Genomic DNA, 15,684 nt, shown 5'->3' with positions numbered 1-15,684 from the left:
ACCCCTCCATCGTCGTGTGAGGGGCGGAATCATTGATGTGAAGGTGAATGCAGTCAGCAGGGCATTTCCCCGCGATCTATAGGAAATCTCAGCAGCGCTTCGGAATTTTCATTAGAAAGGGCTGAATGCCTTGTAGGTTCTCGGCCAGCCGAGCAGTCGTCCAAGACTGGACATCTTTCAGGAAGGAAAATCAGGCACAAAATGTCGCATAAGGCTCGGAAAATTCACCGATCTCCGACTTTCTTGTAGGCAATTTCCCAAGCATACTTCTTCGCCTTTGCCAGCTGTTGCGCTCCCGGGCATCGCTGCCTAGTCTTCGCCGGTCGTTGCAAATTCAACGATCGGCTTTGACAGGCCGCTGGGAATTGAAGCGCTGGCTGTCGCTATGGCGGCTGTGCGTGTGGGCACCTTCGGGTGCGCCAGGTTTTCTTCTATTCCCCTGGTCTGTCAACCCGCGCACAGCTGCCACCCATCGTTTGACAGCGAGTTCGTGGCAGCCCCAATCCGGAATAGGAGCTAGTCATGAAGAAGTTGGTCCCCGATCCACCCGTCCTCTGCGTCGGTCCCGGTCTGTCCCATGAAGACGCGATCCGCCGTGCCGAGGATCATCTGAAGAAGGCCATTGCCCTCACGTCCTATCTGCCCGCCCATACCAGCGTGAAGCATCAGCGAATGCTCAGTGATGCGCTGCTGGACATGAGGATCTGCAAGGCGTTGCTGACGGTGGCGTTGTCGCGGTCGACGGTGAGCGTGCCGGTGTGAAGTGATGCCTTGAGCCGGCTTGTCTTGTGAGCAATTCGTAGCTGGTTGATTTCTTCATGCATCTGTAGGAGCTGGCTTGCCTGCGAAAGGACCGCGTAGCGGTCCCAGACCTCACTGCTATCTGGGACCGCTGCGCGGTCCTTTCGCAGGCAAGCCAGCTCCTACGGGGCTTTGTCATACACATGACAAGCCTTCCCCTCCGATGTTTTGATCGAACAGACCATGGCGACAGAGTTGTGTAGCGGGTGAACCGCCCAAAAAAAAGCCCCCGACCTCACGGCCGGGGGCTTCTGTCTGCATCACCCGAGGATCAGAAATCCCCGCGCAGGGTCAGCATGTAGTTGCGTGGCTCGCCGTACAGGTTCACCCGGTCGGTGCCGTCCGCCGAGGAGTAGTACTTGCGGTCGGCGAGGTTTTCCCCGACCAGGCTGACGGTCCAGTGCTCGTCCAGCTTGTAGGCCACCCGCGCATCCCAGATGGCACGGCCGGCAGCGCCGTACTTGAAGCCGTCCCAGGTCTCGTTCTCGTAACCGGACTGCGCTTGTACGCCAGCACCGACGGTCACGCGGTTCCAGGCACCCGGCAGGGTGTAGCTGGTGGAGATCTTCGCCAGGTGCTTCGGCGTTTCGCTGGACAGACGCTCGGCGCCGCTGCTGTAGGTCATGTTGTAGGTGTAGCCGGCCATCACCTGCAGGCCCGGCAGCACTTCGCCGCTGGCTTCCAGGTCGACACCCTTGCTGCGCTGCACCACACCGCTGAGGTAGCAGACGTCGTTCATGTTCTGCGGGCAGCTGTGATCCGGATCCGGGTCTTCGTAGAAGGCGTCTTTCTGCTTGATGTAGAACAGTGCCATGGACACGTTCATCTGCTTGTCGAACAGCTCGCCCTTGATCCCGGTTTCATAGTTGGTGCCGATCGCCGGTTTCAGCGGCGAACCGCCGTAGCTGACGTAGCTGCTCTGCGGCATGAAGATGTCGGCGTAGCTGGCGTACCACGACCAGTTCTGGCTGAAGTCGTAGATCAGGCCGGCGAAGGGCGTCACCTGGCCGGATTCCTTGGCGTTGTAGTCCGGCGCGTCGTCGAGCTTGTACTCGAAGTCGTAGTTGTACCAGCTGACCCGCGCACCCAGCACCAGGGTCAGCGGCTCGGCGAGTTTCAGGCGGGTGTTGGCGTACAGGCCGTAGCGCTCGTCGGTCAGGTTGTTGACCGAGGTCCAGTCGGGACGCAGCGGCTTGGCGATGGAGTGGTGGTCGGGGTCGAACACATTCACCGGGACCCGCGGGTCGAGGAAGATATCCGCCGATTTGTCGTTGATCTTCTGTTTCGACCAGTTCGCGCCCACGGTCAGTTGGTGGGTCAGGCCGAACGCGTCGAAGCTGCCCTCGACGTGGCTGTCGACGCCATTGCTGTCGATGTCGACCTTGCGGAATTCGATGCCGCGAAAGGTCGAGCCGGTGTTGGTCACCGGGTTGATGGCGCCGCGCGCATAGGCCAGGGCCTGATCGACCTGACCTTCGGAATGGGTGAAGGAGGTGGTGCTGGTCCAGTTGTCGTTGAAGCGGTGGGCGACCTCGGCGAAGACTTCGTCCATCTTCGTTTCGTGGCTGTTCCAGTCCTGCACCAGGGCGGTGGAACGCGACAGGCCGAGGGACTGGCCGTTGCTGTAGCGGGGCAGACCGAAGATCGAATAGCCGTTTACGTCGCCGGTCTGGTGACGAAAGCTGGTGGTGAAGGTGGTGTCTTCGCTGAGGTCGGCCTCGACGATGCCGTACAGCAGCGGGGTACGCGACTCGTACAGGTCCAGGTAGGAGTTGCGGTCTTCATAGGCGGCGACGAAGCGCCCGCGCACGGTGCCGGCGTCGTTCAGCTTGCCGCTGCCGTCCAGGTCCATGCGGTAGTTGTCCCAGCTGCCGGCACGGGCGGTGACGGAAAATCGAGGCTCGGCGGTCGGGCGCTTGCGCACCAGGTTGACCGCGCCGCCCGGGTTGCCCGCGCCCACCAGCAGGCCGGTGGCGCCGCGCAGCACTTCGACGCGGTCATACACCGCCATGTCCGGCGGCAGCCAGCCGGTCACGGTGTAGGCCTGGCCCGGCACGCCGTCCATCAGGTAGCTTTCCTCGCCGAGCACGAAGCCGCGCGACTGGAACACGTGGGCGCCGAAGTTGCGCTGGCCGAAGGTGATGCCGGGGGTCTTGGCCATGACCTTGTCGAGGCTGTTGAGGTTCTTGTCGTCCAGCAGCTGGCGGGTCATCACCGTCACCGACTGCGGGGTCTCGCGCAGGGTCTGGGTGGACTTGCCGATGGTCACCGCGTTGGTGGCGTAGGAGTGGGTGCCGTCGGTGGTGGTGCCCAGTTGCTGCGCGCCGATGGTGGTCGGGCTCAGGTTCACCGCCGAGGCCGGGCCGCTCATGCTCAGGGTCAGGGTGTCGCCCTGCAGGCTGTAGCCGATGCCGGTGCCCTTGAGCAGCTGGCCGGCGGCCTGGGCCGGGGAGTATTTGCCACGCACCGCGGTGCTGGTCTTGCCTTGCACGTCTTCCGGGCTGAACAACAGTTGCAGGTTGCTCTGCCGGCCCCACTCATTCAGGGCGCTGGCCAGGGACTGCGCCGGAATGTTGAACTCGATTTCCTGAGCCTGGACCTGGGCCGCCAGCGGCAGCATGCAGGCCAGGCCCATGGCGGCGAACACCGGTTTGCGCAGCGCATGACGCATCAGCAGGGCCTTGCTGAGCGGATTGAGACGGGAAGGGGTGTGCATTGGCGGAAAACTCTTCTAGTAGGTATCGACAGTGGATGAAGCGTTCCCGTTGCAGGCTGCGCCCAATGCAGTCGGCGGGCCTCGCGGCCGGCCGGAATCTCCCCGGGAACCTCTGGCGAAAAACCGGACGTGGCGGTCATTCGTCTCTAGCTGTACGAATGGGAATTGAAGTTATTTAACCAATTTTTCACATTTCACTGTTTTTTGCGGGAATCGGCGAAAGGCCCGGATTTGTTGGGGTTTTCGTCGTTTTTATGGCGCCTGTGGGTTGGCGCTGGGATAGGGGTCTACAGATCGTTGAAGGCTTGTCGGGGAATTGCATGTAGGCCGCCAGGTGCCTGTCTTGAGCCTTGCAGCGCCCTGAAGATCGAGCGCCGCCCGCGCGGCGCATCGCTGTGCATGACGATGTTCTTGTAGCGCCCTTCAGATCGAGCGCCGTCCGCACGGCGCTTCGCGAGCGAGCTCGCTCCCACAGTCTGTTGCAACGCGCCATGGCCTGTGGGATTTGGGTTGTCAGCCCTTGGTGCTTGGCGAATTATTGCGGGGAGGCTGTTGGGCCCGACTTGATATCGCGTCGTACAAACAAGGCGGACAACCATGGCCTATCAGACATAGGTTCGTTGCAGCAAACTGTGGGAGCGAGCTTGTCGGAGCGCCGAACCGTCGCGAAGCGCCGTGCGGACGGCGCTCGATCTTGAGGGCGCTGGAAGGCTGTCGTCATGCGCTCGCGATGCGCCCCCCGCCGCCCCCCACCTCAGGCAATCGCCTGCTCCGAACCCACCTGCTCGACACTGATACGCCCCCCCTCCATGCGCACCAACTGATCAGCGACTGGGAAATAGCGGTCGTCGTGGGAGATCACGATGATGGTCTTGCCCTGCTGCTTCAGCTCCGGCAGCAGTTCGGTGTAGAACACCCGGCGGAAGGCCGGGTCCTGGTCGGCGGCCCACTCGTCGAAGACCAGCAGCTGGCGCTCGTCGAGCCAGGCGTTGATCAGCGCCAGGCGCTTGCGCTGGCCGGTGGACAGGTCGGTGGTGGTGAAGGCGCCGTCGCGGATGCTGACCTTGTGCGCGATGTCCAGGCGCTCCAGGTACTTGCCGGCGTCCGCCGCCAGCGGCGCGTCGCCGGGCAACGGATCGTCGAACAGGTAGTAGTCGGCGAAGATGGTGGTGAACAGCTGGCGGTAGTCGTCCAGTTGCTCGGGCGCAAGCACCTCGCCGTTGAACAGGATCTCGCCCTGTTGCGGGGTGTACAGGCCCAGCAGCAGCTTGATCAGGGTGGTCTTGCCGCCACCGTTCTCGCCGACGATGAAGACGATGTCGCCCTGCTTGATGCGCAGATCGATCGGGCCGAGGTGGAACGACTCGACGCCTTCCACCCGCGGGTAGTCGTAGCGTGCCTGGCGCAGTTCCAGGGTGTGCATGCTGCCGAGGCTCGAAGGACGGTCCTTGACCAGCAGGTGCGGTTCCGGCGAGGAGAACTTCCACGACAGTTCGGCGATGCGGCCCAAGGCGATCTTCGCCCGCGAGATGATCGGCAGCGAGGTCACCAGGCGCTCCAGCGGGCCCTTCATGTACAGCATGACCAGGACGAAGCCGCCGAGCACGGTCTTGTCGCTGCTCGGCCACAGGGCCTGGAAGGCGATGGCGATGCCGATCACGGCGAAGAACAGCATCGAGCCGAAGGTCTCGGCGCTGACGAAGATGTTCGCCGCGCGGATGTTCGAGGTGCAGATGCGTTCGGTGGTGGCGAAGATCTGCTCGTCGAGCAGGTGCTGGCGGCGCTTGCGCTGGATGCGCAGTTCCTTGGCGCCGGCGGACATCGCCTGGTAGTGCTTCTGCAGTTCGTCCTCGCCGTCGCGGGCGTCGAGGATGCTGCGCATGCCGAGCCGGTGCGCGAGGAACTGCGCGCCACTGCCGATGACCACGGTGAGCACGGTCAGGACCAGGATCTGCCAGGACAGGAAGGCCAGGTAGCTGAGGCAGCCGAGGGTCACGGTGAAGGCGATGACCATCGGCGCCACCGACAGGGCGAAGTTGCTCAGGGTGGTGACGTCGTTGAGCAGTACCGGGATCAGCCGGTGCGAGCGGTAGCGTTCGAGCTGCTCGATGGGTGCGACGAGGATCTTCGCCGCCAGTTCGCGGCGCAGGTTGGTGACCACGCGCTGGCCGACCTTGTTGCTCATCAGGCTGGAGACGGTGGAGCAGGCGAGGGTGAGGACGCACAGCCCGGCGAACAGCAGCGCGGTTTCGACGCCCGGTCCCTCGGGCTGGGCCATGGCGTTGTTGATGGTGGCCAGCAGGCCGGTCACGCTCAGGCCGCTGACGATCCCCAGCGCCGTGGAGAGCGCCACCAGCCACCAGTAGGGCTTGAGGATGCGCAGGGTTTCCCGGGCCAGGCTTTCGGTGTTGAGGGTCATGCTGTCGTCTCTCGGGTCATGGCCGCCTCGTTCAGGGTTGCCGTTCGCAGTGCGGACAAAGGGGGTTTTGCCGTCAGGGAGAGGACGATCCCGCCGGACGGAAATTTAGCGCGGGCGCGCCGCGCCTGGCCGGGTGCCGTGCGTCGGCGGGATGAATTCCGTCGCTGATTCTGCGCCAGGCGGTTTCAGTGCCCGGCCAGGTGTTGCACAATAGGCGCCGATCGTTTTTCCCTTCCAGGATCTGCAATGTCAAAGTCCACCGTCCGCGTTGCACTCGGGCTGGCCCTTGTGCTGACGGGTGTCGCCGGCTGTTCCTCGAAGAAGGCAGCCATCTACGAACACGAGAACTTCGATGATTCCGGCACCTTCTCCCGCAGCTTTCCGGTCAGCGAGTCCGGCTCCTGCGAAGCCGCGCGCCGCGCGCTGCTGAGCCAGGGCTACATCATCACCTCGGCCGACAAGGGCCAGGTCAACGGCAACAAGAGCTTCCAGCAGACCGGCGAAAGCCATCTGCAGATCACCTTCAACATCGTCTGCGCCGACGACATGGGTGGCAGCAAGCGTTCCACGGTATTTGCCAACGCCCTGCAGGATCGCTACGCGCTGAAGAAGTCCAACACCTCGGCGAGCCTGGGGGTGGGCGTGCTGGGTTCGGTGTCGATGCCGATCGGCTCCACCGACGACTCCATGGTCAAGGTGGCCAGCGAGACCGTGACCTCGGCCAAGTTCTACGAGCGCTACTTCGCCCTGGTGGAGAGCTTCCTGCCGCCGGAGCCGAAGAACAAGGCCGCCGCGCCCGAAGCCGCCGCGCCGGCGAAGCCCGCCGCCGAGCTGGGGGTGCCGGAAAGCGCCAGTGCCGCGCCGGCTGCCCTGGTTGCGCCACAGCCTGAAGCGGTCGCCCCGACGGTGGTCGAAGCCGCGCCTGCACCTGCGCCCGTACCTGTAGCTGCTCCGGTGGCGGAAACCCAGGCGGCGCCGGTGGTGGACGACAGCCAGGGTTCGCAACCGCTCGCGCCGCCGGCCGAGGCCGCGCCGATCAGCGCCGAAGCGGTGGCACCGACTGCACCCGAGACGACCACCCCGGCGGTGACCGAGCCGGTCGCCCCGGTCACCAGCGTACCGGCCGTGGACGCACCGCCTGCGCCGAGCGACGCTGCACCGGCGTCGGCGCTCTAGCCCGCGGGATAAATCCTGTTACACCTGCTACGTTTATTTTCCTACACGTTGTTGTCATTTTTCCTTCACCGGTGCACTTTAGGGTGAGTCAGGAATCAGACACGAACAGAACGAAAACACGGAGCAGACGATGGACGATTATCAAGAAGAACTTCTCGAATTCCACGCCGCGGAGCTGGATGTGCCAGAGCCGGCGGACGATGCGACCGAGCTGTGAGTGGCGCTCGGCAGGTTTTGAAGTAGAAGGGCCAGTGATTGCACTGGCCCTTTTTTATTGGGGGATTGGCGGGGGTTGCGTCAAGGCTGCCAGGTGTCTGTCTTGAGTGTTGCAGCGCCCTTGAGATCGAGCGCCGCCCGCGCGGCGCATCGCTGTGCATGACGACACCCTTCTAGCGCCCTCAAGATCGAGCGCCGTCCGCACGGCGCTTCGCGAGCAAGCTCGCTCCCACAGTCTGTTGCAACGCGCCATGGCCTGTGGGATTAGGGTTGTCAGCCTTGGTGCATGGCTGGTGTCAGCAGAGAGGCCATTTGGATCACTTGATGTCGCGTCGTACTAACGAGGCGGTCAACCATGGCCTGACTGACATAGGTACGTTGCAACAGACTGTGGGAGCGAGCTTGCTCGCGAAGCGCCGCGCGGGCGGCGCTCGATCTCAAGAGCGCCACAACCCTCACGACAGGCACCCCAATCCCCACACCCCAATCCCCCTCTACCCCACCCGCCGCTGACTACGCCGAAACTCCCCCGGCGTCACCCCGCTCCAGCGCTTGAACGCACGCTGGAACGCCTCCGCCGAGGCAAACCCCAGCAGATAGGCGATCTCGCCGAACGCCAGCTCGGTATCGCGGATATAACTCATCGCCAGATCCCGCCGCGTGTCGTTGAGAATCGCGCGGAACTGGGTGCCTTCCTCGGCGAGCTTGCGCCGCAAGGTCCAGGTCGGCAGTTGCAGGCGCCGCGCCACTTCTTCCAGGTCCGGCTCGCGTCCACCATTGAGCAGCGGCCCGAGCAGATGGACGATGCGCTCGCCCAGGCTGCGAACCCGGGTGCGTTCGAGCAGTTCCTGCTCGCACAGCTGCAGCAGGTGCCGCCAGGTACTCGGGCAGTGCGCCGGGTTGCGCAGGTCGAGGGTGGCGCGGCTCAGGCGCAGGCGGTTGGTCGGCGCGCCGAACTGCACTGGGGTCACGCTCAACGGCTGATAGCGCTCGGCATAGGCCGGGCTGTCGAATTCGATCTCGATGCGCTCGGCCTGCACCGGCTGGCCGACCAGGTCCGCCAGCTGCGCCAGCCAGCCCGAGAGCAGCGAATCCACGACGAAGCGGTTGTAGGCGTTGTACGGGCTGATGGAATAGAACCGCAGCCAGGCGCCCTGGCTGTCTTCCTCGAAGCTGGATTGCCCACGGTAGTTGGCGGCGTACAGCGGCTCGAAGCGCAGCAGGGTGCGCGCGGCCTCGCCGAGGGTCGGCGCCTGGGCCGCGCTGACGCCCGCCAGGCCGGCCTGGCCGAGGCGGCTCAGGCGGCCCATGCGCAGGCCCAGCGCCGGTTCGCGGCATTGTTCGATGGCCGCGTGGCCCAGGTGCATGTAGCGCGGGATCGACAGGCGGGCGCCCGGTTCGGCGAGGCGCTGCGGGGTCAGGCCGTAGCGCTGCAGCAGCGGCGCGGGGTCCTGGCCGAGCTCGTCCAGGGCCATTTCCAGGCTCTGGATGAAACCGACCGAGAGATCACCCAGGCGCACCCGTGGCCGGCTCATGCGCCTACAGCCACAGGTTGAGCAGCCGCGCGCCACGGCTGGCGCTGGCATGGTACAGGCCGTTGAGGTTGGCGAAGCCCAGGCCTTCGCCGCGTATTTCCCAGAACTGTCCGCGCAGGAACACGCTCATGCTGGCAACGCCGGCGGGCACGGTGCTTTCGCTGAGGCGATACCAGGCCTGTTCCTCGCTCATTTCGCCGGGCTGCAGCAGCAGGTCCGCCGCCCGCGGCTGGTGCCGGTTGCCGCGCCATGGCCCGTGCCAACTGCCGACGAAGGCCGGGTTGGCGATGATCTGCGCGTCCTGGCTGGCCAGACCCTGGTAGCTTGCGGGATACCAACCGTCGCTGCCGAGCAGTACGCCAAGGCGCCCGGCCGGGGTTTCCACCACCTGCGGCGGGTGCGCGGTGCCGGCTTCGATGAAGCGCCGGACGTTGCTGTCCGGGTACTGCTGGCGCTGCACTTCGCCCAGCACCGCGCCCGTGCTGGCGAACACCAGGCTGCTGTTGTACAGGGCGCCGGAGCCGGTGCGCAGTACGCCATGGTCGAGGTAGGGCTCGGGCAGGACGATCGAGCCGGCCACCAGGGTCACGCCGAACTCCCTGGCCAGGTCGCCGAACAGTTTCTGGTAGTCGGCGGCCATCTGCCCGGCCTTCATGCGCAGGTGGGCGTCCGAGCGGCGGTCGTCGCCCTCGGCATTGAGCATCGCCAGGCCATAGCGCAGCGGGTTGCTCAGCTCCAGCCACTGGTACGCCTCGCGCAGGCGGGTGACCTGGTACATCTCGCGCTTTTCGCCACGGGTCCACAGCCAGGTACCGATGTGCTCGGGGAGGATCACCACCGTGCGCTCGTTGACCAGGCCCTTGACCCGCGCCTGTTCCAGGTAGGCGGCGAGCTTGCGGTGCAGGCGGGTGAGGTTCTGGTAGTCGCCGGGGTAGAGCAGTGGCTCGATGCCCAGCAGGTTGCCCTGGCCGCTGGGCAGGCCCTGGTCGAGGACCAGTTCGACGCGCAGGTCGGACAGGTAATGGCCCTCGGGACGCTGGTCGGCCCAGAGCAGGTAGCCACCCAGGGTGGCGAGCAGGACAAGCGCCAGGGCGCCGGAAAGCAGTTTGCGCATGGATTCGCTTTTCACCGGAAAGCAATGGCCCTGAGGGCATCAGGGCAAAATCGAATGTTTCGAATCATACCAAAGCTCGGCGAAAGCCACCCCGGGCCATGTCGCCAGTCGTTCTCAGGACTCGGCGCGCAGGCGTCGCCACAAGGTGGTGCGGCTGATGCCCAGGCGCCGCGCGGCTTCGTCGAGATTGCCCTGGCAACTGTCCAGGGTCTCCTGGACGTGGCGCAGCTGCGCGGCCTTGCCGATGCTGTGCAGGTCGGTTTCCCGCGGCGTTTTTTTCCGCGCGGGCGCCGCTGGCCGGTCTTCGCACAGCTCGGGCAGCACGCGCGCCAGGTAGTGTTCGTCCAGGCCGTGCTCGTTGAGCAGTTCGCGGGCCGAGAGCATTGCCCGTTCGATGACGTTTTCCAGCTCGCGGACATTGCCCGGCCAGGCATAGCGCGTCAGGTAGGGCAGCAGGGCGCCGGGGATCTCGGCGGCACGCGGCGGCTGGCCCTGGACCAGCAGGCGCTGGCCGATGCCGCGGGCGATCGAGGCGATGTCCTCGGGCCGCTCGCGCAACGGCGTGGTGCGCAGGCGCAGGATGTTCAGCCGGTAGTACAGGTCGTTGCGGAACTCGCCTTCTTCCAGGGCGCTGCGCAGGTCCTGGTGGGTGGCGGCGATGATCCGCACGTCGATGGCGATCGGCTCGGTGCCGCCCAGGCGCAGCACTTCGCGTTCCTGCAGCACACGCAGCAGGCGGGTCTGCAGCGACACCGGCATGTCGCCGATCTCGTCGAGAAACAGCGTGCCGCGGTGCGCCGTTTCGAACAGGCCGGGCTTGCCGCCTTTGCGCGAACCGCTGAAGGCGCCTTCCTCGTAGCCGAACAGTTCGCTCTCCAGCAGCGACTCGGGGAACGCCGCGCAGTTGATGGCGACGAAGGGCCCCTGGCGCCGCGCACTCTCGTTGTGGATGCCCTGGGCCAGCAGCTCCTTGCCGGTGCCGCTTTCGCCGGTGATGAGGATGGTCGAATGGCTGGCGGCGAAACGCTTGGCCAGTTGCAGCATTTCGCGGTTGGCGCGGCTGTCGCCTACCAGTTGTTCGAGCTGGTAGCGCGCGGTGAACGCACCGGGCCGGCGCATGGAGCGGATGCGCTGGTCGGCCCGCTGCACCGCGGTGATGTCCTGGCAGGTCAGGACCAGGCCGGTGCGCTCGCCGTTCTCCAGGGTCGGCAGCAGGTTGCTGACCACGGCATGGGAGCCAAGGCGGATCACCCGGTTTTCCTCGCCGCCGCCATCGCGCAGGGCCTGCTGCGGGTCGAGTTCCGGGCACAGTTGCTGGAGCGGCCGGCCCAGCGCCGCGTTGAGCGGCATGTCCAGCAGTTGCGCCAGCGCCGGGTTGAGCGACTGCACCAGGCCCTGGGTGTCGATCGCCGCCACGCCGGTGGGAATGTGCTGCAGCACGGCATTCAGGTGGCGCCGCTTGGCCACTTCGATACGTTGGCTGTCGAGGATGCCAAGGGCCTCGTCCAGGGCCTTGCGCACCGTGTCCTCGCTCAGCGACAGCACGCCGTACAGCCCTTCCTGCTCCGCCAGCTCGACCACCGTCGAGGAACCGATGAGGCTGCGACAGCCCAGCCGGGCGGCCTGCTCGACCGCCTGGCGCGCCTCTTCCAGGGTGGTGTAGGCGGCCTGGTGGACCTGCACGGTGAACAGCGCGCTCATCGCCTGCAGATCGTGGTTGATGCGGTTGTAGCTGAGCAGGGCGACGTGCGAGGAGTGCTCCCGGGCCTGGCCCAGGGCACGCAGCAGGTCGCCCTCGCCGATGTGCATCGTCAGGACCGGGCGGGTCAGGTGCTTGCGCAGGTAGGCGCCGGTGGCGCCGGCGCAGATGAACACGTCGACGGCACCCAGTTGTTCCAGCTCGCGCGCGGTCTGCAGGGCTTCGGTGACCGAGGTGTCGAGCACCTCGATATGGGTGTCGGGGTAGTCCGCCATGAGCCCGCTCACCATATGGGCGAGCCGGCTGCGCTGCCGGGGGCGCTGCAGGTGGCTGATCAGCACGACGACCTGGGCGGTGGGGGAGTGCATGGCGAGACCTTTTCAAATTTGCAATGTTTCGATGTTGCAGGATTTCCTTGCGATTGTGAAATGCAGGTGCCTGTCTGAAGCCCTTCTGAAATGCCTCTAGGCCTTGTGCTGACTGGTCTGCAGCCGATTTCAGCGGAGTTGGCCCACGCCTTGCTCTGGGTGTCGGGCCAATCACAAATCGAAGTCTGGGCTTATCGATCCATGAGCATTTCTTCCGCAGTGCCCCAGGCCAGCGACGCCGTCGCGGCCGTGGCCAACGATCAGCGCCTGATCGACTTCATCCGCGAGCACGCCGCGGCAACGCGGGTGGTCATCGAGGCCCGCAAACGCCTGAGCGGCGGCGCCATCCAGGAAAACTGGCTGCTCGACCTGCTGATCGAGGGCGGTCCCTGGGCCGGTGCGCGGCGCTGGGTGCTGCGCAGCGACGCGCTGTCCTCGCTGCCGGCCAGCCTTGGCCGCGAGCAGGAGTTCGCGGTGTTGCAGGTGGTCCACCAGGCCGGGGTGAAAGTGCCGCGTCCGTTGTGGCTGTGCCGCGATGCGAGCGTCAACGGCCGGGTGTTCTTCCTGATGGAATACGTCTCGGGTGTCGCCGCCGGCCGGGTGCTCAGTGCCGGTGCCGGCGCCAAGGGGCGCGCGCAACTGGCGGCGCAGCTCGGCGGCAACCTGGCGCGCCTGCACCAGGTTCGCCCACCACAGGCCGCGCTGGACTTCCTGCCGGTGGCGGAGGGCTCGCCGGCCCTGGCGACCATCAATGCCTATCGGCGTTACCTCGACACCCTCGACGATGCCTATCCGGCACTGGAATGGGGCCTGCGCTGGTGCGAGCTGCATGCGCCGAGCAGCCATGACGTGGCGTTGCTGCACCGCGACTACCGTTCGGGCAACTACCTGGCCAGCGAGCAGGGCCTGGAAGCGGTCCTCGACTGGGAGTTCACCGGCTGGGGCGACCCGCGCGAGGACCTCGGCTGGTTCACCGCGCGCTGCTGGCGCTTTACCCGCCCGGACCTGGAAGCCGGTGGCATCGGTCTGCTGGAAGACTTCCTCGCGGGCTACCAGCAGGTTTCCGCGCTGCGCATCGAGCGCAGCGAACTGCATTACTGGCAGGTCATGGCGACGCTGCGCTGGGCGGTGATCGCCCTGCAGCAGGGCCAGCGTCACCTGTCCGGCGAAGAACCCTCCCTCGAACTGGCACTGACCGCGCGCCTGCTGCCGGAACTCGAACTCGACATCCTCGACATGACGGGCGGAGACGCGCCATGACCCAGCCGAATGCCTGCGAACTCCTCGAGATCGCCCGCCAGACCCTGCTCGAACAGGTGCTCCCGGCGCTGTCCGCGGACCTGCGCTACCCGACCCTGATGATCGCCAACGCCATGGCCATCGCTGCCCGCGAAAGCCGTCTGCAGGAGCGCTCCAGCAGTTACGAGCTGTCCCGGCTGGCAATCCTCACCGACGTCACCGGCGCCTCGCTGCAGGAGGCCCGCCGGCAACTTGTCCGGGACATCCGCGCCGGTCGCCATGACGCGGTGCAAGGGCGCGGCACCCTGGTCGAGGCCCTGCGCCAGGTGACCGTTGCCCAACTGGCGATCAGCAATCCCAAGGCGATGCCCTGAACAAGCGTCCGTAACCGGACCGACAAGAACGAGAAGGATAGATATGAACTTTACGCTGCCGGACGAGCTGCTTGCCTTGCAGGCGAAGACTCGCGATTTCATTGCCGAACAGGTCATCCCGTTCGAGAACGACCCACGCCAGGACTCCCACGGCCCCAGCGACGCGCTGCGTCAGGACCTGGTGGCCCGCGCCCGCGAAGCGGGCCTGCTGACCCCCCACGCCAGCCGTGAAATGGGCGGCCTGGAACTGAGCCATGTGGCCAAGGCGATCGTGTTCGAAGAGGCCGGCTATTCGCCCCTGGGCCCGGTGGCGCTGAACATCCATGCCCCGGACGAAGGCAACATCCACCTGATGGATGTGGTGGCGACCGAGGCGCAGAAGGATCGCTGGCTGCGTCCACTGGTCCAGGGCCGCACCCGTTCCTGCTTCGCCATGACCGAACCGGCACCGGGCTCGGGCTCCGACCCGTCGATGCTGCGCACCACTGCCACCCGCGATGGCGACGACTACCTGATCAATGGCCACAAGTGGCTGATCACCGGAGCCGACGGCGCCGACTTCGCCATCATCATGGCGCGCATGGAGGACGGCACGGCGACCATGTTCCTCAGCGACATGAAGCGTGACGGCATCATCCACGAGCGTCAGCTGGACTCGCTGGACAGCTGCTTCACCGGTGGTCACGGCGAGCTGCGCTTCGACAACCTGCGGGTGCCGGCGAGCGATGTGCTGGGCGAAGTCGGCAAGGGCTTCCGCTATGCCCAGGTGCGCCTGGCGCCGGCGCGCCTGACCCATTGCATGCGCTGGCTCGGTGCCGCGCGCCGCGCCCACGATATCGCCTGCGACTACGCGCGCCGCCGCGACGCCTTCGGCAAGCCGCTGGGCGAGCACCAGGGCGTCGGCTTCATGCTGGCCGACAACATGATGGACCTGCATGTGGTGCGCCTGGCGGTCTGGCACTGCGCCTGGGTTCTGGATCAGGGCCAGCGCGGCAACGTCGATTCGAGCATGGCCAAGGTGATCAGCTCCGAGGCGCTGTGGCGGGTGGTCGATCGCTGCATGCAGGTGCTCGGCGGCCGCGGGGTGACCGGCGACACCGTGGTCGAGCGGATCTTCCGTGACATTCGTCCGTTCCGCATCTACGACGGCCCGAGCGAAGTCCACCGCATGAGCCTGGCGAAGAAACTCCTCGACCAGCGCCTGGGAGCCCACTGATGCAGCCGACGATTGCCCGACTGTTCGCCCTCGACGGGCGCCGCGCACTGGTCACCGGGGCCTCCAGTGGCCTGGGTCGCCACTTCGCCATGACCCTGGCCGCCGCGGGCGCCGAGGTGGTGGTCAGCGCCCGGCGCCTGGCGCCCCTGCAAAGCCTGGTCGAGGACATCGAGCGGGCCGGTGGTCGCGCCCGTGCCTTCGCCCTCGATGTGACCTCGCGTGACGATGTCTGCCGTGTGCTCGATGCCGCCGGCCGCCTGGATGTCGTGGTCAACAACGCCGGGGTGAGCGACAGCCAGCCCCTGCTGGCCTGCGACGAGCAGAGCTGGGACCGGGTGTTCGACACCAACCTCAAGGGCGCCTGGACCGTGGCCCAGGAAAGTGCCCGGCGGATGATCGCGGCGGGGCAGGGCGGCAGTGTCATCAACGTCACCTCGATCCTCGCCAGTCGCGTGGCCGGCGCCGTCGCGCCCTATCTCGCGGCCAAGGCCGGCCTGGCCCACCTGACCCGGGCCATGGCCCTGGAACTGGCGCGCCATGGCATCCGGGTCAACGCCCTGGCGCCCGGCTACGTGATGACCGACCTGAACGAGGCGTTCCTGGTCAGCGAGGCCGGCGAGAAGCTGCGCTCGCGCATTCCCAGCCGCGCCTTCAGCCAGCCGGCCGACCTCGATGGTGCCTTGCTGCTGCTCGCCAGCGATGCCGGCCGGGCCATGACCGGCAGCGAGATCGTGGTCGATGGCGGCCATCTGTGCAGCAGCCTGTGATGCGCCCCGGCGCCAGGACAATAAGAAACGGGAATCAGCAATGG

Annotated in this window: 11 protein-coding genes; 6 read left to right on the top strand and 5 right to left on the bottom strand. The window is 66.1% G+C overall.

Annotated features, from left to right (window positions below; all coding sequences use genetic code 11):
* The first annotated feature begins 522 nt into the window (after positions 1-522).
* Entirely contained in the window at positions 523-762 is a 240-nt protein-coding gene (locus CHB99_RS28195; protein ID WP_042130642.1) for a hypothetical protein, read from the top strand.
* Positions 763-1,072: 310 nt separating this feature from the next.
* On the opposite strand, the gene CHB99_RS28190 is transcribed toward CHB99_RS28195, so the two are convergent.
* Together CHB99_RS28190 and CHB99_RS28185 are read right to left on the bottom strand one after the other, a co-directional pair.
* Positions 1,073-3,517: a TonB-dependent siderophore receptor gene (locus tag CHB99_RS28190; protein ID WP_042130644.1), complete on the bottom strand. Its 2,445-nt coding sequence runs from the start codon at positions 3,515-3,517 to the stop codon at positions 1,073-1,075.
* A 754-nt stretch (positions 3,518-4,271) separates the two neighbouring features.
* Entirely contained in the window at positions 4,272-5,936 is a 1,665-nt protein-coding gene (locus CHB99_RS28185; protein ID WP_042130646.1) for a cyclic peptide export ABC transporter, read from the bottom strand.
* A 246-nt stretch (positions 5,937-6,182) separates the two neighbouring features.
* Between CHB99_RS28185 and CHB99_RS28180 the strand changes: the two genes are divergently transcribed.
* Positions 6,183-7,112, top strand: coding sequence for a DUF2242 domain-containing protein (locus CHB99_RS28180; protein ID WP_042130647.1), 930 nt, complete (start codon positions 6,183-6,185; stop codon positions 7,110-7,112).
* A gap of 710 nt (positions 7,113-7,822) precedes the next feature.
* On the opposite strand, the gene CHB99_RS28175 is transcribed toward CHB99_RS28180, so the two are convergent.
* The 3 genes from CHB99_RS28175 to prpR all read right to left on the bottom strand — a co-directional run bounded on the left by CHB99_RS28175 (position 7,823) and on the right by prpR (position 12,044).
* Positions 7,823-8,863: an AraC family transcriptional regulator gene (locus tag CHB99_RS28175; protein WP_042129254.1), complete on the bottom strand. Its 1,041-nt coding sequence runs from the start codon at positions 8,861-8,863 to the stop codon at positions 7,823-7,825.
* A 4-nt stretch (positions 8,864-8,867) separates the two neighbouring features.
* A complete protein-coding gene (locus CHB99_RS28170; RefSeq protein ID WP_042129252.1) occupies positions 8,868-9,977 on the bottom strand; it encodes a carbon-nitrogen hydrolase family protein in 1,110 nt (369 codons plus the stop codon).
* Positions 9,978-10,091: 114 nt separating this feature from the next.
* Complete coding sequence (prpR, locus tag CHB99_RS28165; RefSeq protein WP_042129250.1) at positions 10,092-12,044, bottom strand: propionate catabolism operon regulatory protein PrpR; 1,953 nt, start codon at positions 12,042-12,044, stop codon at positions 10,092-10,094.
* A 201-nt stretch (positions 12,045-12,245) separates the two neighbouring features.
* Here prpR and CHB99_RS28160 point away from each other — a divergent pair, with 201 nt between their 5' ends.
* Genes CHB99_RS28160 through CHB99_RS28145 form a run of 4 tightly spaced genes read left to right on the top strand, consistent with a single transcriptional unit; the run spans position 12,246 to position 15,640 of the window.
* Positions 12,246-13,304: a phosphotransferase family protein gene (locus CHB99_RS28160; RefSeq protein WP_042129248.1), complete on the top strand. Its 1,059-nt coding sequence runs from the start codon at positions 12,246-12,248 to the stop codon at positions 13,302-13,304.
* Positions 13,301-13,657, top strand: coding sequence for a DUF6285 domain-containing protein (locus CHB99_RS28155; protein WP_042129246.1), 357 nt, complete (start codon positions 13,301-13,303; stop codon positions 13,655-13,657). The genes CHB99_RS28160 and CHB99_RS28155 overlap by 4 nt, the downstream gene beginning before the upstream one ends.
* Positions 13,658-13,700: 43 nt before the next feature.
* Complete coding sequence (locus tag CHB99_RS28150; RefSeq protein ID WP_042129244.1) at positions 13,701-14,873, top strand: acyl-CoA dehydrogenase family protein; 1,173 nt, start codon at positions 13,701-13,703, stop codon at positions 14,871-14,873.
* The gene (locus CHB99_RS28145; RefSeq protein WP_042129242.1) at positions 14,873-15,640 is read left to right on the top strand and encodes an SDR family NAD(P)-dependent oxidoreductase; all 768 of its coding nucleotides are present in this window, start codon (positions 14,873-14,875) and stop codon (positions 15,638-15,640) included. Before CHB99_RS28150 ends, CHB99_RS28145 begins: the two co-directional genes overlap by 1 nt.
* The last annotated feature ends 44 nt before the right edge of the window (positions 15,641-15,684 follow it).

Source organism: Pseudomonas japonica (assembly GCF_900188455.1).
Classification (GTDB): domain Bacteria; phylum Pseudomonadota; class Gammaproteobacteria; order Pseudomonadales; family Pseudomonadaceae; genus Aquipseudomonas; species Aquipseudomonas japonica.
This window is presented reverse-complemented; position numbering and strand designations above follow the sequence as displayed.

What these genes read in the sequence shown, in the direction of transcription:
- CHB99_RS28155 (WP_042129246.1), top strand. Translation starts at nt 13,301, where the DNA reads ATGACCCAGCCGAATGCCTGCGAACTCCTCGAGATCGCCCGCCAGACC.
- CHB99_RS28145 (WP_042129242.1), top strand. Translation starts at nt 14,873, where the DNA reads ATGCAGCCGACGATTGCCCGACTGTTCGCCCTCGACGGGCGCCGCGCA.
- prpR (WP_042129250.1), bottom strand. Translation starts at nt 12,044, where the DNA reads ATGCACTCCCCCACCGCCCAGGTCGTCGTGCTGATCAGCCACCTGCAG.
- CHB99_RS28160 (WP_042129248.1), top strand. Translation starts at nt 12,246, where the DNA reads ATGAGCATTTCTTCCGCAGTGCCCCAGGCCAGCGACGCCGTCGCGGCC.
- CHB99_RS28175 (WP_042129254.1), bottom strand. Translation starts at nt 8,863, where the DNA reads ATGAGCCGGCCACGGGTGCGCCTGGGTGATCTCTCGGTCGGTTTCATC.
- CHB99_RS28190 (WP_042130644.1), bottom strand. Translation starts at nt 3,517, where the DNA reads ATGCACACCCCTTCCCGTCTCAATCCGCTCAGCAAGGCCCTGCTGATG.
- CHB99_RS28170 (WP_042129252.1), bottom strand. Translation starts at nt 9,977, where the DNA reads ATGCGCAAACTGCTTTCCGGCGCCCTGGCGCTTGTCCTGCTCGCCACC.
- CHB99_RS28150 (WP_042129244.1), top strand. Translation starts at nt 13,701, where the DNA reads ATGAACTTTACGCTGCCGGACGAGCTGCTTGCCTTGCAGGCGAAGACT.
- CHB99_RS28180 (WP_042130647.1), top strand. Translation starts at nt 6,183, where the DNA reads ATGTCAAAGTCCACCGTCCGCGTTGCACTCGGGCTGGCCCTTGTGCTG.
- CHB99_RS28195 (WP_042130642.1), top strand. Translation starts at nt 523, where the DNA reads ATGAAGAAGTTGGTCCCCGATCCACCCGTCCTCTGCGTCGGTCCCGGT.
- CHB99_RS28185 (WP_042130646.1), bottom strand. Translation starts at nt 5,936, where the DNA reads ATGACCCTCAACACCGAAAGCCTGGCCCGGGAAACCCTGCGCATCCTC.